The organism is Rhizobium leguminosarum, assembly GCF_001679785.1.
Classification (GTDB): domain Bacteria; phylum Pseudomonadota; class Alphaproteobacteria; order Rhizobiales; family Rhizobiaceae; genus Rhizobium; species Rhizobium leguminosarum_R.
In genome coordinates this window covers 2,401,430-2,422,085 of the sequence record NZ_CP016286.1, presented here as the reverse complement: position 1 = coordinate 2,422,085, position 20,656 = coordinate 2,401,430, and the positions used below count along the sequence as shown (strand labels likewise).

The window sequence follows — 20,656 nt, the reverse complement described above, 5'->3', positions numbered from 1 at the left end:
GTCTGAAACCTTGCAAAATTAGCTAAATTACTTCTGAAGTTTAGTCGTTTGTTAAGCATAAACGGCAATGATTGTGACCAGTAACCGACTGGTCTTCTTCGTTTCTTGAAGGTTGCGATGCGCTGGAGTTTCAGCGACCCCGGACATGAATGTCCGTGCGGCACGGTTCATTTTTAGTTCAGTTTGCGTCTGTTGTGTTTTGGAGTTTAGTCCCGTGAGTATTTATCAGCGCGTCTCCGTGGATGCGGCGCTTTATGTGCTGCGCGATATCAATCGGAATATGACGGTCACGCAAAACCACATCACGACGGGTATGCGTGTCGCAAAAGCCAGCGACAACGCCGTCTACTGGTCGATCGCCACCACCGCGCGGACCGACAATAAAGCGGTTTCGGCAATCCAGGATGCGCTCGGCATGGCCGCGGCGACGATGGGAACGGCCTATACCGGCGTTCAGAGCGTCATCGACGTCGTCTCCGAAATCAAGGCAAAGCTGGTTGCCGCAACCGAGGACGGCATCGACAAGAACAAGATCAACGAAGAGATCAAACAGCTGCAGGAGCAACTGCGCAGCGTTTCGGAATCGGCGACCTTCAACAGCGACAATTGGGTGGTCCTCACCAATGATGCGACGCCGACGCAGCCGCGCCAGATCCCGGCCTCGTTCATCCGCAACGCCGACGGCACGATCTCGATCGGCATGCTGAGCTACCATATCGACAACACGCCCGTCGGGGCGACGACCTCCAAGGACGCGCGCTACCTGATCGACGACCGTGCCACCGGTTCCGGCGAATACGGGGTGCTGACATCGGCCTATTTCGCCACCGAACTCGGTGCTGCGCAAAATTACGTGCTGATGACGAGCAAGAACGGCACCACCACCGGGCAGGTGGTGATCTCGGTGACATCAAGCACGACGCAGGGCCAGATCGGCCAGATGATCAGCGTCGTCGATGCCGCGCTGACGCAGCTGACGACGGTCGGTTCGGCCTTCGGCGCGCTGGAAAAGCGCATCAACCTGCAGAACGACTTCGCCACGAAACTGCACGACAACATCACCGCCGGCATCGGCCGGCTTGTCGATGCCGACATGGAGGAGGAGTCGAGCAGGCTGCGGGCGTTACAGACGCAACAGCAGCTCGGCCTGCAGTCGCTGAACATCGCCAACGCGACTTATGACACGATGCGGCAGCTCTTCCAGAACTTCTAAGAGGGCGACCCCACTTTCTCTCATTCCTGTGCTCGTCACAGGATTCCAGTGCGCCCAAGTCCTTGGGCGCGATAGACTCTTTCAATCGCCGCATTGAGTCATTCACCGCGCGGACGCGCGGTGGCTGGATTCCTGTGACGAGCACAGGAATGAGGGAGGAGAAGTGGGCGCTCCAACACGCGCTATGGAGACGTCAGTCGATGACGGCAATCGTAATGAACGGCACCATCGGCCTGAAAACCGCAACGGCAGGCACGCCTTATACCTATGGGGCGCGCACGGAGCGGTCATCCGCTAAAACTGGTGATATCAGCGCATTCCCGCAACATGGCTGTGTTTCGACGTCCGAATTTGCCCTATCAGGAGAACATCTTCATTTTCTTGCCGCAATCCTTGCCATTTGCTCGCATCAGTCGAACGGAGACCGTCCTGTCCATGATCAAAAAATTCATACTTCTCGCTATTGCCGCAAGCTATCTCAGCGCCTGCACGACGACCGATCCCTATACCGGTGAACAGAAGGTTTCCAACACAGCCGGCGGCGCGGCGCTTGGCGCCCTCGGCGGCGCTCTCGTCGGCGTGGCTGTCGGCGGCGGCGGCCACGGTAAGCGCAATGCGGCGCTGATCGGCGCAGGCGTCGGCGCCCTCGCCGGCGGTGCGATCGGCAATTACATGGACCAGCAAGAATCCGAGCTTCGCGCCCAGCTCGAAGGTACCGGCATTTCGGTGACCCGCAACGGCGACAACATCATCCTCAACATGCCGTCGAACATCACCTTCGACGTCGATCAAGACGCGGTGAAGCCGGGCTTCTATCCGACGCTGAATTCGGTGGCGATCGTGTTGCGCAAGTTCAACCGCACGCTGATCGACGTCAACGGCCATACGGATTCGACCGGCAGCCTGCAGCACAATCAGGACCTGTCGCAGCGCCGCGCACTTTCGGTTGCCGATTATCTCGGCGGCCAGGGCATCGACCAGCGCCGCGTCTCCGCCGTCGGCTTCGGCCCGTCGCAGCCCGTTGCCTCCAACGCGAGCGAGGCCGGCCGCGCGCAGAACCGCCGCGTCGAGATCCAGATCGCGCCGATCACGCAGGGCTGAACCGTATTTACTGCCTTTGAAATCGGCCGGGCTCAGCCCGGCCGTTTCTGTTAGTGCTGCATCGTTGCGCCCTTGGTGATCTTGTCGACGATCTTCTTTTCGGCGCGTAGCGCGATGCCGACCACCTTGGCGTCTTCGGGCGCAAATTCTGCGAAGACGGCGCGGTTGGCCGCGTCATGGCCGGTCGCAAACATCTCCTCGATAAACAGCGAGCTGGTGATATCGCGCTCCAGCGCGCGGCGGTGAACGGCTGATATCGTCGCCTCGTCGGCGGAGAGCACGATGATCGGCTGGATCGATAGGGGATTGTAGAGATTGCCGGCGCGGTCCCTGTAGGCTTCGCCGATGATCTCGGGATGCCGGCCGGCGATGCCCGTCATCAGGAAGGCGGTGACGTTCAGCTTCTGCCAGCCGCCAAGATTGTTTCGCAGGACGACGGCAATTTTGGTATCAAACATCGGACGGTCTTTCACCTATCTACGGATTATGGAGTATCGGGCGCGTTGAACCAGGACTTACATCCGCAGGTCTTCGAAGGTCTTGAACGTTTGTGCGCGGGACCATCCGGCAACGCCATCCTCGCTGCGCCGGCCTTTCCCGGCATCGAGCGCATCGAGGCGCAGTTCTCAGGCGATGCTTTCGAGCCGCACCGGCACGACACCTATGCACTCGGCGTGACTTTGAAGGGGGGTCAGACCTTCCGCTATCGCGGCGAGCGGCGCTTCAGCCTGCCGGGACAGGTGATCGTGCTGCACCCCGATGAGGAGCACGATGGCGGGGCGGGAACGGAGGATGGGCTTCAATACCGCATGCTCTATCTGGAGCCATCACTGCTTCTTGAATGCCTGAAGGCGGATGGCGTCGGCCTGCCTTTTGTCGATGAACCCGTTATCGGCGATCCGGCGCTAGCAGGCGTGCTGCTGGCAGCACTTAGCGAACTCGACCGCGAACTGGATGAGCTTTTCGTCGACGATTTCGTATCGCGGGTGACGGGCGGGCTGTCACGGCATGCGCGCATGCCGCGCCGGCCGCTCGGCCTCGTCGCCTGGCGGCAGGCGCGGACGGCACGGGACTATCTCGAGGCACATGCGACCCGGGCAGTGAATTCCGGCGAGCTTGAGGCGGTGACGGGTCTCGATCGTTTCGCGCTGGCGCGGCATTTCCGGGCAGCCTTCGCCACCAGCCCGCATCGTTACCTCCTGATGCGGCGGCTGCAGCGGGCCCGGGCGATGATCGGCGCGGGCGAGGGAATTTCCGATGTGGCGGCGGCGACCGGCTTTGCCGACCAGAGCCATCTCAACCGCCATTTCAAGAAGGCCTACGGCATGACGCCCGGCCAATGGGCAGCACTCGCGCACAACCCCAAGCAGGGCACTAGACGGGGTTTTCCGCAAGGCCGGAACGGCGTGCGATGAAGCGGGCGAGCATCGGGCCGATCATCAGGATCACGAGGAAACGGCCGGTCTGCATCGCCATCACGAAGGGCACGTCGACATCGCTGGAGGCGGCGATGATGGCGACGGAATCGGCGCCGCCGGGGCTGGTGGCAAGATAGGCGGTCAGCGGATCGATGCCCGCGAAGACGTGAAGCGCCACCGCCATGCAGCCGCAGAGTGCCATCAGCAGCACGATACAGGCCGATACTCTCGGCAGGGCGCGCGCCACGTGCTTGAGAATCGAGCGGGTGAAACGAAGGCCGATGCTCCAGCCGACCAGCGCATAGGCGAGGGCGAGCAGCCACATCGGTAATTCAATTTTCAGGAGGCCTATGCCCTGCAGCAAAGCGCCGAGAAAGAGCGGCACGATTATCGTGCCGCCCTGGAGGCGCAGGCGCCGGACGCCATAGGCACAAAAGGCGGCAAAAGCCATCGTCGTCGCAAAGGCCGGCCAGTCGATCTCGGGAAAGAGGACGAGCGGCGGCGGCTCGGCGCCGTCGGCTGCCACCCACAGGCGCGAGATCACAGAGGCGCCGACGGCGACGAAGACGACGCGCAGATACTGCATGAAGGCGACGAGACGGGCATCGGCGCCATAGGCTTCCGACATGATGACCATGGCGGAGGCGCCGCCCGGCGAGGAACCCCAGACCGCGGTCGTTCCCGGCAGCACCTGCCAGCGTGTCAAAATCCAGCCGAGGCCGGTGGCGATGGCGATGACCGAGAAGATGAACAGCAGGAAGAGCGGCGCGTCCTTCGCCATGGTACCGAGAATGTCCGGGGTGATGGTGCGCGCCATCATCAGGCCGACCAGGACCTGGCCGAACTGCAGCGGCCAGAAGGGCACGCGAAGCTTTCCCTTGCCTACGGTCAACGCCAGTGCGATTGCCGCGACCATCGGCCCGATCAGCAGCGAGGCCGGCAGAGCGAAGAGTTCGAGGAAGACGACGAGAGCGGTCGAAAGTGCCAGCAGCAGCGTCCATTTCGGCAGGCCGGCATCCCGCAGCAGGCGGCTCGCGTCGCTGAATGACATGATCCCCGTATCTTTCCTAGAACAGGATGATTTTAGGCCGGGTCGGCTAAAATCTAATCCTGCTCTAAATTAAATAGTTAGAGCATGACCGGCGCGAGCCCTTAAGGGCTGAAGATGGGAAGAGGCTCCGGCATGACGAAGAGAGGCCGGCTGCAAGGACCGACTGACGCGGGTTCGGTATAGGCGGGCGCGAGGCGGGCGGTCAATTGCGAAATCTGGCTTCTCGGCGCCCTGGAATGCGAAACTGATTCATGCGACCGCTCAAGTCGTTGTTTTTATGCATGTCATCATTCCAAAAGCGCTGAACTTTCGGGCTGGGTGCCTCAGAAACGTACATGGTTGACGAGAAAATCGAGCAGTGCGCGTACACGCGCCGGCAGCGGGCCGCCCTGGCCCATATAGACGGCGTAGAACTCCTCGAGATCGCTAGGATTGGCCTCTTCGAGCACCGGCACCAGGCGCCCGGCATCGATATCGCCGCGCACGGTGAAGGCGGCGAGCCGGGCAAGGCCGGCGCCTGACAAAGCGAGGTGACGCATGGTTTCGCCGTTTCCCACCTGCAGGCCCGGGGTGATTGGGATCGTTACCGTTTCGCCACCTTCGCGCAGCGGCCAGCCCTCGATGGCGCGGGCGTAGGAAAAGCCGATGCGGCAATGGCGGCGGAGATCGGCGATCGCGCGTGGTTTGCCATGACGCGAGAGATAATCCGGCGATGCGACGATGATCTTGCCGGTGGTGCCGAGCTTGCGGGCGATCAGGCTGGAACTCTTCAAGGGGCCGGCGCGGATTGCGACATCGGCGCGCTCCTCCATCAGGTCGACTATCCTGTCGGTATGAGAAATATCCAGCGTCACGGCCGGATGAAGCGCCATGAAGGCAGGCACGAGCGGCGCCAGCACATGATTGCCGAAAGAGCCGCTGGTATTGATGCGGATGCGGCCTGAGGCCTGTTCACCTGTCGAGGCTTGACGTTCGGCCTCGGCGATATCGGCAAGGATGGTAATGCAGCGCTCATAGAAGGCACAGCCTTCCGGCGTCAATTGCAGCCTGCGGGTGGAGCGGTTGACGAGGCGGGCGCCGAGGCGTGTCTCCAGCCGGGCGACGAGCTTGCTGACGGCCGACGGCGTCATGCGCCGGGCCATGGCTGCGGCGGAAAAGCCACCGCGCTCGACGACGCTGACGAAGACTTCCATTTCGCCGGAGCGATTGATGTCTTGACGGCTCATGATGAATTCAAGTCACAGATGATTTGCTTATAGGCAATCTATATCATCGGGTGACCAAGGTCTATCTCATAGGAAATACAGGAGACAGATCCATGGACTACAGAAATCTCGGCGCTTCCGGCCTCAGAGTACCGGTCTTGAGCTTCGGTGCGGGCACATTCGGCGGCAGCGGCCCACTGTTCGGCGCCTGGGGCAATACCGATGCCGAGGAAGCGCGGCGGCTCGTCGACATCTGCCTGGAAGCCGGCGTCAATCTCTTCGACACGGCCGACGTCTATTCGGCCGGCGCGTCCGAGGAGGTGCTCGGCCAGGCGATCCGCAGCCGGCGCGACGCTGCGCTGATCTCGACGAAAACGGCGCTGCCGATGGGCGGGGGGCCGCAGGACTGGGGAACGTCGCGGGCGCGGCTGATCCGCGCGACCGAGGATGCGCTGCGCCGGCTCGGGACCGACTATATCGACCTCTTGCAGCTTCACGCCTTCGATGCCTCGACGCCGGTCGAGGAGGTGCTGTCGACGCTCGACGGGCTCGTTGCAGCAGGCAAGATCCGCTATGTCGGCGTTTCCAATTTTGCCGGCTGGGAACTGATGAAGTCGCTCGCCTCCGCCAATCGCCACGGCTATCCGCGTTATGTCGCCCATCAGGTCTATTATTCGCTGGCAGGGCGCGATTACGAATGGGAGCTGATGCCGCTCGGCGCCGACCAGGGTGTGGGAGCTCTCGTCTGGAGCCCGCTTGCCTGGGGACGGCTGACCGGCAAGATCCGCCGCGGCCAGCCGCTGCCTGAGGCAAGCCGGCTGCACGAGACGGCGCAATACGGCCCGCCCGTCGACGACGAGAAGCTGTTCGACATCGTCGAGGTGCTGGACGCCATCGCAGGCGAGACCGGCCGGACTGTGCCGCAGATCGCCATCAACTGGCTGCTTAACCGGCCGACGGTATCGAGCGTCATCATCGGCGCCCGCAACGAGGAGCAGCTCAGGCAGAACCTCGGCGCGGTCGGCTGGAGCCTGTCGAAGGAGCAGATCGAAAGGCTCGATGCCGTTAGCATGGTGACGGCGCCCTATCCCTATTTCCCCTATCGGCGACAGGAGGGGTTTGCCCGGCTCAATCCACCGATCGTATGAGTGCCGGGGACGGCGGATTTGTCTATAGCAGCCGGCCTATAACAAAGTGGGAATGAAATCTTCTGCCAATCTTAACTGGACAGCCGCTTTGACTTGCCGCATACCCAGCCTGCTGCATAATTCCTTAAATCGGAATCGATTTAAGGATGAAATTATGCAGCAATTTTAGAGTTCTACAGCGTCCTTTGCTCGTCTGAAAAGACGCGCGGCGCTGTAGCCTGCGGGACACGATATGGTTTCTGCGGAATGGCAGGGAGATCAACGGGATGGCGCTGAAGGACGCGAAGGCGGGCACACGCAACGAGGCGGGAATTGCCGCGGTGCTCGGCATTCTCAAGCAGAGCTTCGGCGAGCGTTTCCAGACCGGCCAGTCCTTCCGCGAACAGCATGCCCATACGACTACTTACATCCCGCCGCAACTGCCGGACGGTGTGCTCTTCGCCGAGAGCGCCGAGGATGTGAAGGCGGCGGTCAATGCCTGTGCGACCCACAAGGTGCCGGTGATCGGTTTCGGTGTCGGCACCTCGCTGGAGGGGCAGGTGAACGCCGCCAATGGCGGTATTTCGATCGATTTCAGCCGCATGAACCGGGTGATCGAGGTCAATCCCGAAGATCTCGACTGCACCGTCGAACCGGGTGTGACACGCGAGGCGCTGAACATCTACCTGCGCGATACCGGCCTGTTCTTCCCGATCGATCCCGGCGCCAACGCCTCGATCGGCGGCATGGCCTCGACGCGGGCCTCCGGCACCAATGCCGTGCGCTACGGAACGATGAAGGACAATGTGCTTGCCGTCACCGCCGTCACTGCCAATGGCGAGGAGATCCGCACGGCCCGGCGCGCCCGCAAGTCCTCGGCGGGCTACGATCTGACGCGGCTCTTCGTCGGCGCCGAGGGCACGCTTGGCATCCTGACCTCGGTGACGTTGCGCCTGCAGGCGATCCCCCAGAAGATTGCCGGAGGGGCCTGTGCTTTTCCGAGCATCAAGGCCGCCTGCGATGCCGTCATCATGACGATCCAGATGGGCATTCCGGTGGCGCGTATCGAGTTGCTCGACACGGTACAGATGCGGGCCTGCAACGCCTATTCCAAGCTTTCCTATGCCGAAAGCCCGACGCTGTTCCTCGAATTCCACGGCACCGACGAGACCGTGCCGCTGCAATCGGCAGCCTTTGCCGAGATCGCGGCGGAATGCGGCGGCGGCGAATTCCTGTGGACCGCCAATGCCGAAGAACGGACGAAGCTCTGGAAGGCGCGCCACGACGCCTATTGGGCTGCAAGGGCGCTGGCGCCCGGGCTTGCCGCACTTTCGACCGATGTTTGTGTTCCGATATCGAGGCTTGCCGATTGTGTTTCCGAAACGCAGGCGGATATCGAGGAGCATGGGCTGCTGGGGCCGATCGTCGGCCATGCCGGCGACGGGAACTTCCATGTGCTGCTGTTGTTTGATGACAAGAGCACCGAAGGCGTCGCCGTGGCCGAGGCTTTCGTGCAACGGCTCAACCGGCGGGCGCTCGAAATGGACGGAACATGCACCGGTGAACACGGGGTCGGACAGGGCAAGATGGCGTTTCTGGAACAGGAGCTCGGCGGCGCGGTGGATCTGATGCGACAGGTGAAACAGGCGCTCGATCCGGACGATATCTTCAATCCCGGCAAGATTTTCCATCATGGCTGAAAACGGAACATTCTCATGAACTTGGGCCTTGCCCCCGGCATGAATAGCGCTAGAACAAGATGATGTTGGGCCGGCTCGCCCTGAAATCTGAATCCTGTTCTCAAATAAAGAGTTAGAGCATGATGTCGTCCGAAAACCGCTCACACTTTGCGGCATCATGCTCTGGTGTCGGCAACAGAATCCCGAATGGAGACGCTTTGCATTGGTAGGCCGGTTCCTCGTCTTTCTGGGGGAGTGATCGTCGTAGTGCTGTTTGTGGCGCTGCTTGCGCCGCTGTTCATCGACTGGACGGATTTCCGCAAGAATTTCGAGGATCAGGCAAGCCGCATCATCGGCAAGAAGGTCACCGTCTACGGCACGGTGGATGCGCGCCTGCTGCCGTTCCCGTCGGTGACGCTGCATGACGTGCGCGTCGGCCAGGAAGCGGACGGCACGCCGATCGTCAAGGTCGAGCAGTTCTCCATGGATGCGGAGCTTGCACCTTTCCTGTCGGGCGAAGCGCTGATCTTCGACATGCGCGTCGTCAATCCGAAGGTGCGCTTGAGATTGCTCAAGGACGGCACGCTCGACTGGATGCGCGGCAGCCGCGCGGAAATACCGGCAAGGACGGTCGTTCTCGAAAACGTGCATGTCAGCGGCGGCGAGGTCGAGTTCATCGACGATCAGTCGGGTCGCTCGCGTCGCATCACCGGCCTCAACGCGGAAATGTCGGCAAAGTCGCTGGCCGGTCCCTGGCGCATCGAGGGCGATGCTGCGCTCGACGGCGAGCACGGCGGCTTCTCGATCTCGAGCAGTCAGCCGGACGAGAAGGGCGTGCTGCGCATGCGCACGAGGCTTTCGCCGGACAAACACCCTGTCAGCGTCGATCTCGACGGCGAACTGAAGCTCGTCGACAGCAAGCCGAACTATCAGGGCCAGCTTTCGGCCGCGATCGAAATCCGCAACAGCGCCAAGCCCGCCAACAAGAAAGAGCAGCCGCCGCGCGTCAAGGGCCGCTTCGAGCTCACCAATGAACGCATCCGCATCCCCGAATACCGGATGGAGATCGGCCCGACGGACGATCCCTATGTCATAACCGGCGAGGCGACGCTCGATACCGGCAATGCGCCGGAATTCCTGCTGACCGCCGTCGGGCAGCAGATCGACGTCAACCGCATCGGCAATCAGGGCTCGGCCGGCAAGACGACGCGGGATCCAGCTGTTTCGGCGCGCCAGCGGCTGAATTCGCTGATCGATATCGTCGCGCAGGTGCCGATCCCGCAGGTGCCGGGCAAGGCGAGCGTCAAGCTGCCGGCGATCGTCGCCGGCGATACGACGCTGCGCGACGTGCAGCTGGAGCTCGAACCGGCCGGCACCGGCTGGATGATCGACAGCGCCACCGGCACGCTGCCGGGGCGCACGCAGGTGGAAGGCAAGGGCAAGCTCCTGCTTCAGGGCGAACCTTCGTTCAACGGCCAGATCGTGGTGGCCTCCAGCCAGCCGACGGGGCTTGCCTCCTGGCTTGCCGGCTCGGTCGATCCGGCCATCCGGCAATTGCGGCAGGCGGGGTTTTCCGCCAATGTCAGCCTGACGCATGAATTGCAGCGTTTTGAAAACCTTGAGATTGCCATTGGACCGGCGGCGCTGAAGGGTCGGCTGGAGCGCCAGGCGATCTCCGGCCAGCCGCCGACACTGTCGGTGGCGCTGAACGGCGATACGCTCGATCTCGACGCGCTGCAGGCGCTGAGCGGGCTGATGACCGGGCAGGATGCCGGCGATAACGTGCTCGACCACAAGATCGCCGCCCAGCTCAAGGCCGACAAGTTCACCGCCTTCGGTGTCGACGCCGAGAATGTCGAGACCACGTTTACGATCGCCGATGGGGCACTCGCCGTCGAACGGCTGTCGATCAAGAATATCGCCGGCGCCGAGCTGACGGCAACGGGCAGGGCAGAAGGTTCGCTGCTTGATTACAAGGGCGCGGGCGAGATCACCTTCAAATCGGCCGATCCCGGCGGCTTCTTCACCATGTTGCGCGAGCACCTGCCGCATCACCCGGTGCTCGACCGGCTGGTGCGCAATGCCGGCTGGTACGGCAATACGGCATTGCGCGGCGCACTGACGCTCGGCGGCGACGAGGGCGACGCATTGACGGTGACGCTTGCCGGTGTGGCGAACGGCAGCCGCGTCAATCTCGATTACCGCATGTCCGACCTCCTGGCGCTGACCGGCAACGGCACGACGAGCCTTGAGGCGACGCTCGAAAACGCCGTGCCATCAGTCCTGTTCGGCCAAGCCGGGCTCGACCCGCTGCCGGTCGATGTCGGGGCCAACGGCCGCCTGACGCTCAAGGTGAAGGCATCGGGCAATGATCCCGCCGATGCGGCGCTGACGTTTGCGACCGACCGGACCTCGTTCATGGCCAACGGCAAGGTCGATGTCCGGCCGGAGACCTTCATGAACGGCCAGATCGCGCTTTCGCTCGACAGCGCCGATATCGACCCCTATCTCATCATGAACGGCATCGCTCTGCCACAGACCGGAACCGGGCTGCCGTTCGGCCTGCAGGTCAATGCCGCCGTCGACAGCGACAAGATCGTCTTTTCCGATCTCAAGGGGCATGCGGCCGACAACGAATTTTCGGGTGCACTGACCTTCGACCGGAAGGCTGCGAAGACGACCGCGAGCGGCGGGCTGACACTCGCCAAGGCCGATGCCGGCTGGCTCGGCGAGGCGGTGTTCGGCCAGATCGTCGATCCCGCCAACGGTCAGCTGACCACGGCGGCGCTGGGGCTGCCCATCTTCAAGGATCTCGACGTCAACGTGAAGCTGGCGGCCAAGGAGTTCTGGCCCGGCTTGCCGGAAACGGCGGTGTCGGACTTCACCAGCAATGTTGCCTACAAGGGCGACGAGCTGCAGCTCAACGACATGGCCGGCAACTGGGACGGCGGAAAGCTCTCCGGCAATCTGCTGTTCACCAATGCCAGCGGCACAGGTTTCCTGCAGACGAAGCTTGCGCTTGCCGATTCCGATCTTTCCGGCGTCGTCTGGCTGCGCGACGGCGCGCCGATCGCCAACGGGAAGTTCGGATTGTCGCTGTCGATGGAGGCCTCGGGCAAGACGATCGGCGAGATCGCCAGCTCGCTCAATGGTTCGGGCGAACTGAGGCTCGGCGATACCAGCATACGCGGGTTGAACCTTGCCATCTTGCCGCCGCTGCTTGCCGCGACCGATACGATGCAGGAGCAGATCAATGCCGGCAAGGTGCATCCGATCATCGAGACGCTGCTCAGCAACGGCGAGGCGAAGCTGCCACCACTCGGCATCCCATTCAATATCGCCGACGGGACGCTGAGGGTGCAGAATGTCACCGTCGCCAACGATCTCGCTCGCATCACCGCCGATGCGCAGATCGCGCTGCCGGAAGAGCGCATCAGCGCGACGCTGGGTGTCGGGTTCAATCCTGGCACGGAAGCGCTTTCCGGCGCCGAGCCGGCGCTCCGGCTGAATTTTTCCGGCATGCTGCCATCGCCCGGCAAGACGATGGATGTGACCGATATCACCAGCTATCTGTCGCTGCGCGCCTTCGAGCGCGAGCGCCGCCGTGTCGAGCGGCTGCAGGCGGTCGTGCTCGAAAAACAGCGGCTGCGCCGCGAGGTGGCGCTTTACCGGTTCAACGACGCCGAGCGCATCAAGGCGGCCGAGATCGAGCGGCAACGGCAGGCAGAGGAAGTGCGGCTGCGGGCGCTGGCGCAGAAAGCCGCCGCTGAGAAGGCTGCTGCCGAGGCAGAGGCCGCACGCGCGGCGGAAGCCAAAGCAAAGGCGGATGCCGATGCGCAGGCGAGGGCCGCGGCCGAGGCGGAAGCAGCACGGCGCAGCGGGCAAGCGCAGCCCGGTCCGCTCAATTTCGACCAGTTGCCGGGCGTTCAGGCGCAGTGAAAGCGCAGAGAATCTGATTTATGCATAGCGCGTCAGGCCTTTGTTTTCATTGATGCCGTCGTCCCAAATCGCCACCAGATCTTGAGCAACACGCATCATGCCCCGCGTCAGGGTTGGCGGTCGCCGCCGGCCTGCAGCCAGGAAAGCACATGCAAGCGCAGCGCCGAGGACAGGTTGCTGTCCGGTGGGCGGTGGTCGTCGATTTCGGAGATCAGGGCGGCGAGCGGCATCGAACGGGCGGCGGCGATCGTCTTCAGCTCGGCCCAGAACTCATCCTCCAGCGAGAAACTGGTGCGATGGCCGTGCAATGTCGCCGAATGCTTGCGAATCATGGGGCCTTCACATCCCGGAGAGCACAGCGCGTCCGAGACGCGCTCCGGACTTTCTATCAAATTAAGCGTGGGTTGGCAGATCGCTTCAAGGAAAGGGCGCAAGTGGCTGATCGCAGAATCCATTCCAGCTTTTCACGCGTTGCGTGAAACCGTCACGCGCCGTCGTCATCCGTCTCGATCCGGCCGTCGCGATGGGCTTTGTCGGCTTTGTTGTTCAGGCTGCGTGTCAGCTGCTTCTCGGCCTTGGTGCGGCCAAAGGAGACGCGGTTCTGTTCGGCCTGCTTCTCCTTTTCGGAGCGAGCCTGCTTCTTGCGGAACTGGCGCAGATTGATGATTTCGGCGCTCATGCGGTTGCCTGGACCCTCACGAAAAAGGGAGGCTTGGCCTCCCTTCAAATCACTGCTTCTTGCGGAAGGAGTCGAGCGAGACGACGGAGCCCGGTTTCTTCTCCTCGCCGTCGGCGGGTTTTGCGCCTGCGGCGTCATCGGGCTTTCCTGCCGCATCCACCGGATAGGCGGTGATTTCGCCGGACGGCAATTCCTCGCCATCGGCGAGCGGTACGTCGAATTCGAGCTCGAAGTTGACGGAGGGATCGTAGAAGCCGCGGATCGCATTGAATGGAATGACCAGCTTTTCCGGAACGTCTGAGAAGGAAAGACCGATCTCGAAATGCGTCTCGGTGATCTTCATGTCCCAGAACTGGTGCTGGATGACGATGGTCATCTGCTCGGGGTATTTCGACTTCAGGTGCTGGGAGATGCGCACGCCGGTGGCGCCCGTGAGGAAGGTGATGAAGAAGTGATGATCACCGGGCAGACGGCCCGTCGCTGCGACTTCCGCCAAAACCTTGCGGATGACGCCGCGAAGTGCATCCTGTGCCAGAATGTCGTAGCGGATATGATCCTGCCCCATGCTTTTCCTGTCTTTCGTCGGTTCGGAAGTCTTTTCACAAGGTTGTATGCCACGTCCGGGCGCCTTGGGAAAGACCGGAGCCGAGTCACGTTTTTAAGCAGCATACATGATTTCGGCGGCAGGGAGAAGGTGAAGGCTTCTGTTGCCAGGTGCCTTCGGACCCCGCCTAGAGGTGCGAACCACTAGGACTTTGATTGAAGTGTCACACCGCGATTAAGCAGCGAGACGAGCTTCCGCATAGTTGTCGTTTGCAACTACAATTTTAGCCCGATAACGGCGGTACAATGCCGAGCAAAAAGACGATCTTTACACCCTTGTCGATCCTGTTTCGCCCCCATCAAAAGCCGGCCTCTAAGGCCGCCGGTTTTTGGTGGAGGCGCCGGGTACCGCCCCCGGGTCCAATAGGTTTATTACACCGCTCATTTATCGCCATAGCCGACCCGAAAGCCGGCAAGGCTGATATAGTGGTTTCCTCAGCCCAAGGAAAGGGCAAACGTCATAAAAGCGTTATGCGACCCATCAGAAACATTGGGAAAATGCCCGCCGGTGATTGGTTTCCCAGTTCCGAAGGCTTAAATTGGCCGAAACGGAATCAGCGCGACATGAAGCAATATCTCGATCTCTTGAATCATGTGATGGAAAAGGGCTCCGACCGGGGCGACCGCACCGGCACCGGCACGCGCTCGGTCTTTGGTTACCAGATGCGTTTCGACCTCGAAGAAGGCTTCCCCGTCCTTACCACGAAGAAGCTGCATCTGCGCTCGATCATCCACGAGCTTCTCTGGTTCCTGAAGGGCGAGACGAACATCCGCTATCTCAAGGAGAACGGCGTTTCGATCTGGGACGAATGGGCCGATGAAAACGGCGATCTTGGGCCGGTCTACGGCGCCCAATGGCGCTCCTGGCCAGCGCCCGACGGCGGCCATATCGACCAGATCGCCAATCTGGTCAAAGGCATCGTCAACAACCCGAATTCGCGCCGCCACATCGTCTCGGCCTGGAATCCGGCCGAAGTGGACGAAATGGCGCTGCCGCCCTGCCATTGCCTGTTCCAGTTCTATGTGGCTGATGGCAAGCTTTCCTGCCAGCTCTACCAGCGCTCGGCCGATATCTTCCTCGGCGTGCCGTTCAACATCGCCTCCTATGCGCTGCTGACGATGATGGTGGCTCAGGTGACCGGGCTGAAGCCCGGCGATTTCGTCCACACGCTCGGCGACGCCCATCTCTATCACAACCATTTCGACCAGGCGAAGCTGCAGCTGGCGCGCCGGCCGAAGCCGCTGCCCTTCATGCGCATCAATCCTGATGTGAAGGACATTTTCGGCTTCACCTTCGACGATTTCGAGCTGATCGGCTACGAGGCCGATGCCAGCATCAAGGCGCCGATCGCCGTCTGATCCGGGATATTTCATGGCCGACATTCGCAGGACCATTATCGCCGCGGTTGCCCGCAACGGCATTATCGGCCGCGACGGCGATATGCCGTGGCGGCTTTCGAGCGATCTGAAGCGCTTCAAGGCGCTGACATTGGGAAAGCCTGTCGTGATGGGCCGCAGGACTTACGATTCGATCGGCAAGCCACTGCCGGGACGGCCGAACGTCGTCATTTCGCGGCAAGCGGCGATAGACCATCCCGATGTCTCCATGGCCCATTCGCTGTCCGAGGCGATGACGGCGGCCGGCAGGCTGGCGCTCGAAACCGGCGTCGACGAGATCTGCATTATCGGCGGCGGGCAGGTCTATGCGCAGGCGATCGCTCTTGCCGACCGGATGTGCATCACGCATGTCGAGGCCGATCTCGACGGAGACGCGTCGTTTCCCGCGATCGATCCCGGCATCTGGCAGGCGGGGGAGGTGATCGCGGTTCCAGCCGGCGAAAAGGACAGTTATCCCACGCGTTTCATCGTCTACGAACGCCGTTACGCCTGAAAATGAACTATTTTCCAATTAAATTGACCAAGTTTCTCACGCTGCGTTGAAAGCCGATGCGCTGATACCTATAACGGTCACCAACGCATTCGCCGGTCAGCCCCCACGGTTTCGGATGCGTGGAGACTTAACGAACAACGAGGTTTTGATGCCCTGGAGCAATCAGAATGGCGGCGGCGGCCCTTGGGGCGGCGGCGGCGGTAATAATCAGGGACCATGGGGACAGGGGCCGAACCGGCCGCGCGGTGGCGGCGGCAAGGGCGGACCGCCTGATCTGGAAGATATTATCCGGCGCGGCCAGGACCAGCTGCGCAACATCATTCCCGGCGGCTTCAACGGCGGCGTGGCAGTGATCGTCGCGGCGATCGTCGCGGTCTTCTGGCTGATCCAGTGCATTTATGTCGTGCAGCCGGACGAACGCGGCGTCGAGCTGCGGTTCGGCACGCCGAAGGACGAGATTTCCATGCCGGGCCTGCATTTCCACTTTTGGCCGATGGAAACAGTGGAGACGGTCAAGGTGACCGTACAGCAGCTGAACATCGGGGCGACTTCGGCCTCGTCTTCGAACGGCCTGATGCTGTCCAGCGACAAAAGCGTCATCAACGTGCAGTTCGCGGTCTTTTACACCGTCAGCGATCCCAAGGCCTATCTCTTCAACGTCGAAAATCCGGCAGAGACCTTGCAGCAGGTTTCCGACAGTGCCATGCGTGAGATCGTCGGCCGACGTCCGGCGCAGGACGCCTTCCGCAGCAATCGCCAGCCGATCGAAGTGGACGTGCTCAATATCCTGCAGGACACGATGAACCGCTATGGCGCGGGCGTGACCGTGACCGGCGTGACGATCCAAAACGTGGCGCCGCCGCGGGAAGTCGCCGATGCTTTCGAAGAAGTGCAGCGTGCCGGCCGTGACCGCGACAGCACGATCGAAGAGGCCAATCGCTACACGAACCAGAAGCTCGGCCAAGCGCGAGGCGATGCGGCCAGAATCCGTGAAGATGCAGCCGCTTACAAAGACCGCGTCGTGAAGGAGGCGGAAGGTGAAGCGCAGCGATTCACGGCGATCAACGACGAATATTCGAAGGCGCCCGACGTGACCCGCAAGCGGTTGTATCTCGAAACGATGGAGCAGGTGCTGAAGAATTCCCGGAAGGTCATTATCGACGAGAAGCAGGGCGTCCTGCCCTATCTGCCGCTCAATGAGCTCGGCAAGCCTGCGCAGCAGGGAGGTTGAGTCATGACATCGAACAGACTTCCCATCATTCTCATCATCCTCGCCATCGTGCTGGTCGGGCTTTATTCGTCCATCTTCGTGGTGAATGCACGCGAGCAGGCCATCGTCGTCCGTTTCGGCCAGATCCAGTCGGTCAAGACCGAGCCTGGCATTTATTTCAAGCTGCCCTTCGGCTTCATGGATGCCGACCGCGTTCAGCTGGTCGAAAAGCAGGCGCTGAGGCTCGATCTCGACAATATTCGCGTTCAGGTCCAGGATGGCCAGACCTTCGACGTCGATGCCTTCGTGATCTATAACATCTCGGATGTTCGCCGCTTCCGCGAAACGGTCTCGGGCGATCGCGAAGCCGCGGAAGCGCGGTTGAGAGCGCAGCTCGATTCATCGCTTCGCCGTGTCTACGGTCTGCGTGACTACAATGCCGCTCTCTCGGAAGAGCGTGTCGCGATGATGCTGGAGATTCGCGACGACCTGCGCACGGATGCCGAAAATCTCGGCCTGCATATAGACGACGTTCGCATCCGCCGCACCGACCTTTCGCCGGAGGTTGCACCCAACACCTATAACGCCATGCGTTCGGAACGCCTTGCAGAGGCCGAGCGCATCCGTGCCGAGGGCAATGAGGAAGGCCAGCGGCGGCGCGCCATCGCCGACCGTCAGGTTGTCGAGTTCACCGCGGGCGCCCAGCGCGATGCGGAAATCCTTCGAGGCCAGGGCGATGCGGAACGAAACCGCGTCTTTGCCGAAGTCTTCAGCAAGGATCCAGCCTTCTTCGAGTTCTATCGCTCGATGGCGGCCTATTCCTCCGCTCTCTCGTCGCAGGACACGACGCTGGTGCTGTCGCCGAATTCGGAATTCTTCCGCTATTTCGACAATGCCGCCGGCACCCTGCAGCCGACAAATCCGGCCGCGCCAGTTCCGGCAGTTCCGGGCGCAGTTGCTCCCGCAGCACCGGTCCCGGCGAACTGACAGCCAGCGAAACGACCACCGACAATTTCGGAAGGGCCGGCCCGAGCGCTGGCCCTTTTTTCGTGGAATGGCTGGCCCTTTTTTCGTGGAATGATTGAGACGATCCGGCTTTTGCGAGGCCACGTCACATTGCACGGGGATTTCGCGAAAAGGTGATTTCACCCTCCATCATTCCGCCTTATGCTGATGCTCAATGTGCGCATGCACCCTTATGAGGAAGCTTGATGGCCCCCACGATTCGCTCGCCCTTCAGACGAACGCTAGCGCTTATGGCCAGCGCCGCAATCCTGGCGCAAGCCGGCGTGAGCGGGATGGCCTATGCGCAAACCGCGCCTGAGACGACCGCACCCGGGGTTATTGCACCCGCTCCAGCTACTCCGGAAACGGCTGCTCCCGCTCCTACGCCTCCCGCAGCCGTCGCACCGCAGCAGACCGCTCCGATCCAGGCCGCCGTGCCCAACACCGGCCCGGCTTCCGTCGCCGATCTTGCCGAAGGCCTGCTCGACGCCGTGGTCAACATCTCGACCTCGCAGAAGGTGAAGGACGATGAGGGCGCGGGTCCGGCGCCGCGCGCCCCCGACGGCTCGCCTTTCCAGGAATTCTTCAACGACTTCTTCAACAAGCAACAAGGCAACAAGGGCGGCAACCACAATGTCAGCTCGCTTGGCTCCGGCTTCGTCATCGATCCGACCGGCTATATCGTCACCAACAACCACGTGATCGAGGGCGCCGACGATATCGAGATCAATTTCGCCAATGGTTCGAAGCTCAAGGCAAAGCTGATCGGTACCGATACGAAGACCGATCTTTCGGTGCTGAAGGTCGAGCCGAAGACGCCGCTGAAATCCGTGAAATTCGGCGATTCCAGCACGATGCGCATCGGTGATTGGGTGATGGCGATCGGCAATCCGTTCGGCTTCGGCGGTTCGGTGACGGTCGGCATCATTTCTGGGCGTGGCCGCAACATCAATGCCGGCCCCTACGACAACTTCATCCAGACGGATGCGGCAATCAACAAGGGCAATTCCGGCGGTCCGCTCTTCAATATGAAGGGCGAAGTGATCGGCATCAACACGGCGATCATTTCGCCGAGCGGCGGCTCGATCGGCATCGGCTTTTCGGTGCCGTCGGAGCTTGCTTCCGGCGTCGTTGATCAGCTGCGGGAATATGGCGAGACGCGGCGCGGCTGGCTCGGCGTGCGCATACAGCCGGTGACCGACGATATCGCCGACAGCCTCGGGCTCGACACCGCAAAGGGTGCGCTGGTCGCCGGCGTCATCAAGGGCGGCCCCGTCGACGACGGTTCGATCAAGGCGGGCGACGTCATTTTGAAATTCGACGGCAAGACCGTCAGCGAAATGCGCGACCTGCCGCGCGTCGTGGCGGAAAGCACTGTCGGCAAGGAAGTCGACGTGGTGGTGCTGCGCGACGGCAAGGAGCAGACCGTCAAGGTGAAGCTCGGCCGGCTCGAAGACAGCGATCAGGCGGCTGCATCCGACGATTCAGCACCGGATGGCTCGCAGGACGACGGCGTGATCATTCCGGATCCCGGCGAGAACAGTGACATGGACCAACCGGATTCCGGCGATCAGGCCAAACCTGGACCTGATACACCCGACCAGCATAAGGGCCAGGTGTCGCCGGACGCGGCGACACCGAAGAACGTGCTCGGGCTGTCGCTGTCGCTTTTGAGCCCCGAGACGCGCAAAGCCTTTGGCATTGCCGAGAGCGTCGACGGCGTCGTCGTAACCGAGGTGACACCCGGCTCCGCCTCGGCCGAAAAGGGGCTGAAGCCCGGCGATGTCATCGTCGAGGTGGCGCAGGAGTTCATGAAGTCGCCGGATGCGGTCGCCGCCAAGGTGCAGGCGCTGAAACAGGAAGGCCGCCGCAATGCCCAGCTGATGATCGCAGGGGCGAATGGCGATCTGCGGTTCGTGGCGGTGCCGATGGAATAAGCGAAAAAGAAGCGGTCAGCCGCTTCCTTTTTGATGCCTGGCGACGTGGGTGCGCAGCGCGGCATTGATATCCGTCTGGTAGCCGCGACCGCCCGCATGGCTCTTGAACCAGTCTAGGATATCGGCGTCTACGCGGATGGTCACCGATTGCTTCAGCGGCCGGTACAAATTGCCCTTGCGGGCAAGGCGCCACTGTTCGCCGGTGATCTCAGGAATGTCGCCAGTGTCGATATTCTTTTCGGGAAGCTTCTCCAGTGCCCGAAGTTCGGCGAGCTGCGCGTCAGTTAGGGGTCGATTGCTCATATCGTCTTCTCTCGTGTCGCCTTTCGAGCGCTGATCACTCGGACGGTCTCTTCATCCTCGGCACCGAGGATGATATGGACGGCAACCAGTACAGTCACTAAACCCACGACGCCGATCGCCAGCCATCTTTGTTCGCCGTCATAGACCGCGTCCGGAATGGGAAGATACTGCGGATCATTCCAGATCAGACACGCTGTCTCGAAGGATACGCATGCTTGGCCTTGTTGGTCCGGTTCTTCTCGTCGTTCCATTGAAACCGCGGCATGTCTTATCCGACAAAATTGTACGTACAAAT

Annotated in this window: 19 protein-coding genes, 1 other RNA gene and 1 pseudogene; 12 read left to right on the top strand and 9 right to left on the bottom strand. The window is 61.8% G+C overall.

Annotation, left to right across the window (positions count from 1 at the left end):
- Positions 1-214: 214 nt before the first annotated feature.
- From BA011_RS12160 to BA011_RS12155, 3 genes are all read left to right on the top strand, one after another.
- Complete coding sequence (locus tag BA011_RS12160) at positions 215-1,213, top strand: flagellin (protein WP_026265346.1); 999 nt, start codon at positions 215-217, stop codon at positions 1,211-1,213.
- Between the two features lie 200 nt (positions 1,214-1,413).
- Entirely contained in the window at positions 1,414-1,728 is a 315-nt protein-coding gene (locus tag BA011_RS44265) for a hypothetical protein (protein ID WP_186806548.1), read from the top strand.
- Positions 1,649-2,314, top strand: coding sequence for an OmpA family lipoprotein (locus tag BA011_RS12155; protein WP_003541337.1), 666 nt, complete (start codon positions 1,649-1,651; stop codon positions 2,312-2,314). Before BA011_RS44265 ends, BA011_RS12155 begins: the two co-directional genes overlap by 80 nt.
- Positions 2,315-2,364: 50 nt before the next feature.
- On the opposite strand, the gene BA011_RS12150 is transcribed toward BA011_RS12155, so the two are convergent.
- A complete protein-coding gene (locus BA011_RS12150) occupies positions 2,365-2,772 on the bottom strand; it encodes a DUF2000 family protein (protein ID WP_065280654.1) in 408 nt (135 codons plus the stop codon).
- Positions 2,773-2,817: 45 nt separating this feature from the next.
- On the opposite strand from BA011_RS12150, the gene BA011_RS12145 reads away from it, so the two are divergent.
- On the top strand, positions 2,818-3,729 hold the full coding sequence (locus BA011_RS12145) for an AraC family transcriptional regulator (RefSeq protein ID WP_065280653.1): 912 nt from the start codon (positions 2,818-2,820) through the stop codon (positions 3,727-3,729).
- Here the strand turns inward: BA011_RS12145 and BA011_RS12140 are convergent.
- Together BA011_RS12140 and BA011_RS12135 are read right to left on the bottom strand one after the other, a co-directional pair.
- Positions 3,689-4,783: an AbrB family transcriptional regulator gene (locus tag BA011_RS12140; RefSeq protein ID WP_065280652.1), complete on the bottom strand. Its 1,095-nt coding sequence runs from the start codon at positions 4,781-4,783 to the stop codon at positions 3,689-3,691. The two genes, BA011_RS12145 and BA011_RS12140, sit on opposite strands and share 41 nt — an antisense overlap.
- A gap of 323 nt (positions 4,784-5,106) precedes the next feature.
- Positions 5,107-6,009, bottom strand: a complete 903-nt coding sequence (locus tag BA011_RS12135) for a LysR family transcriptional regulator (protein WP_065280651.1) — start codon at positions 6,007-6,009, stop codon at positions 5,107-5,109.
- Positions 6,010-6,101: 92 nt separating this feature from the next.
- Between BA011_RS12135 and BA011_RS12130 the strand changes: the two genes are divergently transcribed.
- From BA011_RS12130 to BA011_RS12120, 3 genes and pseudogenes are all read left to right on the top strand, one after another.
- Positions 6,102-7,136, top strand: a complete 1,035-nt coding sequence (locus tag BA011_RS12130) for an aldo/keto reductase (protein WP_065280650.1) — start codon at positions 6,102-6,104, stop codon at positions 7,134-7,136.
- A 266-nt stretch (positions 7,137-7,402) separates the two neighbouring features.
- Positions 7,403-8,815, top strand: coding sequence for an FAD-binding oxidoreductase (locus BA011_RS12125; RefSeq protein WP_065280649.1), 1,413 nt, complete (start codon positions 7,403-7,405; stop codon positions 8,813-8,815).
- 202 nt (positions 8,816-9,017) lie between these two features.
- Positions 9,018-12,733 (top strand): annotated as a pseudogene (locus BA011_RS12120) (AsmA family protein).
- Positions 12,734-12,840: 107 nt separating this feature from the next.
- Here the strand turns inward: BA011_RS12120 and BA011_RS12115 are convergent.
- From BA011_RS12115 to ssrA, 4 genes are all read right to left on the bottom strand, one after another.
- Positions 12,841-13,065: a ribbon-helix-helix domain-containing protein gene (locus BA011_RS12115; RefSeq protein ID WP_065280648.1), complete on the bottom strand. Its 225-nt coding sequence runs from the start codon at positions 13,063-13,065 to the stop codon at positions 12,841-12,843.
- A gap of 152 nt (positions 13,066-13,217) precedes the next feature.
- Positions 13,218-13,412, bottom strand: coding sequence for a DUF4169 family protein (locus tag BA011_RS12110; RefSeq protein WP_065280647.1), 195 nt, complete (start codon positions 13,410-13,412; stop codon positions 13,218-13,220).
- A gap of 49 nt (positions 13,413-13,461) precedes the next feature.
- Positions 13,462-13,977, bottom strand: a complete 516-nt coding sequence (locus BA011_RS12105; RefSeq protein ID WP_003541317.1) for an SspB family protein — start codon at positions 13,975-13,977, stop codon at positions 13,462-13,464.
- A 128-nt stretch (positions 13,978-14,105) separates the two neighbouring features.
- Positions 14,106-14,468: a transfer-messenger RNA gene (ssrA, locus tag BA011_RS12100) on the bottom strand.
- Between the two features lie 111 nt (positions 14,469-14,579).
- Here ssrA and BA011_RS12095 point away from each other — a divergent pair.
- The 5 genes from BA011_RS12095 to BA011_RS12075 all read left to right on the top strand — a co-directional run bounded on the left by BA011_RS12095 (position 14,580) and on the right by BA011_RS12075 (position 20,058).
- Entirely contained in the window at positions 14,580-15,374 is a 795-nt protein-coding gene (locus tag BA011_RS12095) for a thymidylate synthase (protein WP_026158765.1), read from the top strand.
- 13 nt (positions 15,375-15,387) lie between these two features.
- On the top strand, positions 15,388-15,906 hold the full coding sequence (locus BA011_RS12090) for a dihydrofolate reductase (RefSeq protein ID WP_065280646.1): 519 nt from the start codon (positions 15,388-15,390) through the stop codon (positions 15,904-15,906).
- A 148-nt stretch (positions 15,907-16,054) separates the two neighbouring features.
- Positions 16,055-17,137 (top strand): FtsH protease activity modulator HflK, encoded by a 1,083-nt coding sequence (gene hflK / locus BA011_RS12085; protein ID WP_027668568.1) that lies wholly within the window; start codon positions 16,055-16,057, stop codon positions 17,135-17,137.
- 3 nt (positions 17,138-17,140) lie between these two features.
- A complete protein-coding gene (hflC, locus tag BA011_RS12080) occupies positions 17,141-18,103 on the top strand; it encodes a protease modulator HflC (protein WP_065280645.1) in 963 nt (320 codons plus the stop codon).
- A 224-nt stretch (positions 18,104-18,327) separates the two neighbouring features.
- Positions 18,328-20,058, top strand: coding sequence for a Do family serine endopeptidase (locus BA011_RS12075; RefSeq protein WP_065280644.1), 1,731 nt, complete (start codon positions 18,328-18,330; stop codon positions 20,056-20,058).
- A gap of 15 nt (positions 20,059-20,073) precedes the next feature.
- Here BA011_RS12075 and BA011_RS12070 read toward each other — a convergent pair whose 3' ends face one another.
- Both BA011_RS12070 and BA011_RS12065 read right to left on the bottom strand, forming a co-directional pair.
- Entirely contained in the window at positions 20,074-20,361 is a 288-nt protein-coding gene (locus BA011_RS12070) for a BrnA antitoxin family protein (protein ID WP_065280643.1), read from the bottom strand.
- On the bottom strand, positions 20,358-20,612 hold the full coding sequence (locus BA011_RS12065; protein WP_237352659.1) for a BrnT family toxin: 255 nt from the start codon (positions 20,610-20,612) through the stop codon (positions 20,358-20,360). Before BA011_RS12065 ends, BA011_RS12070 begins: the two co-directional genes overlap by 4 nt.
- Positions 20,613-20,656: the final 44 nt, after the last annotated feature.

Coding starts and splice junctions, on each gene's coding strand:
- BA011_RS12065 (WP_237352659.1), bottom strand. CDS start 20,612: ATGGAACGACGAGAAGAACCGGACCAACAAGGCCAAGCATGCGTATCC.
- BA011_RS12130 (WP_065280650.1), top strand. CDS start 6,102: ATGGACTACAGAAATCTCGGCGCTTCCGGCCTCAGAGTACCGGTCTTG.
- BA011_RS44265 (WP_186806548.1), top strand. CDS start 1,414: ATGACGGCAATCGTAATGAACGGCACCATCGGCCTGAAAACCGCAACG.
- BA011_RS12105 (WP_003541317.1), bottom strand. CDS start 13,977: ATGGGGCAGGATCATATCCGCTACGACATTCTGGCACAGGATGCACTT.
- BA011_RS12095 (WP_026158765.1), top strand. CDS start 14,580: ATGAAGCAATATCTCGATCTCTTGAATCATGTGATGGAAAAGGGCTCC.
- BA011_RS12155 (WP_003541337.1), top strand. CDS start 1,649: ATGATCAAAAAATTCATACTTCTCGCTATTGCCGCAAGCTATCTCAGC.
- BA011_RS12140 (WP_065280652.1), bottom strand. CDS start 4,783: ATGTCATTCAGCGACGCGAGCCGCCTGCTGCGGGATGCCGGCCTGCCG.
- BA011_RS12115 (WP_065280648.1), bottom strand. CDS start 13,065: ATGATTCGCAAGCATTCGGCGACATTGCACGGCCATCGCACCAGTTTC.
- hflC (WP_065280645.1), top strand. CDS start 17,141: ATGACATCGAACAGACTTCCCATCATTCTCATCATCCTCGCCATCGTG.
- BA011_RS12135 (WP_065280651.1), bottom strand. CDS start 6,009: ATGAGCCGTCAAGACATCAATCGCTCCGGCGAAATGGAAGTCTTCGTC.
- BA011_RS12125 (WP_065280649.1), top strand. CDS start 7,403: ATGGCGCTGAAGGACGCGAAGGCGGGCACACGCAACGAGGCGGGAATT.
- BA011_RS12110 (WP_065280647.1), bottom strand. CDS start 13,412: ATGAGCGCCGAAATCATCAATCTGCGCCAGTTCCGCAAGAAGCAGGCT.
- BA011_RS12150 (WP_065280654.1), bottom strand. CDS start 2,772: ATGTTTGATACCAAAATTGCCGTCGTCCTGCGAAACAATCTTGGCGGC.
- BA011_RS12090 (WP_065280646.1), top strand. CDS start 15,388: ATGGCCGACATTCGCAGGACCATTATCGCCGCGGTTGCCCGCAACGGC.
- BA011_RS12070 (WP_065280643.1), bottom strand. CDS start 20,361: ATGAGCAATCGACCCCTAACTGACGCGCAGCTCGCCGAACTTCGGGCA.
- hflK (WP_027668568.1), top strand. CDS start 16,055: ATGCCCTGGAGCAATCAGAATGGCGGCGGCGGCCCTTGGGGCGGCGGC.
- BA011_RS12075 (WP_065280644.1), top strand. CDS start 18,328: ATGGCCCCCACGATTCGCTCGCCCTTCAGACGAACGCTAGCGCTTATG.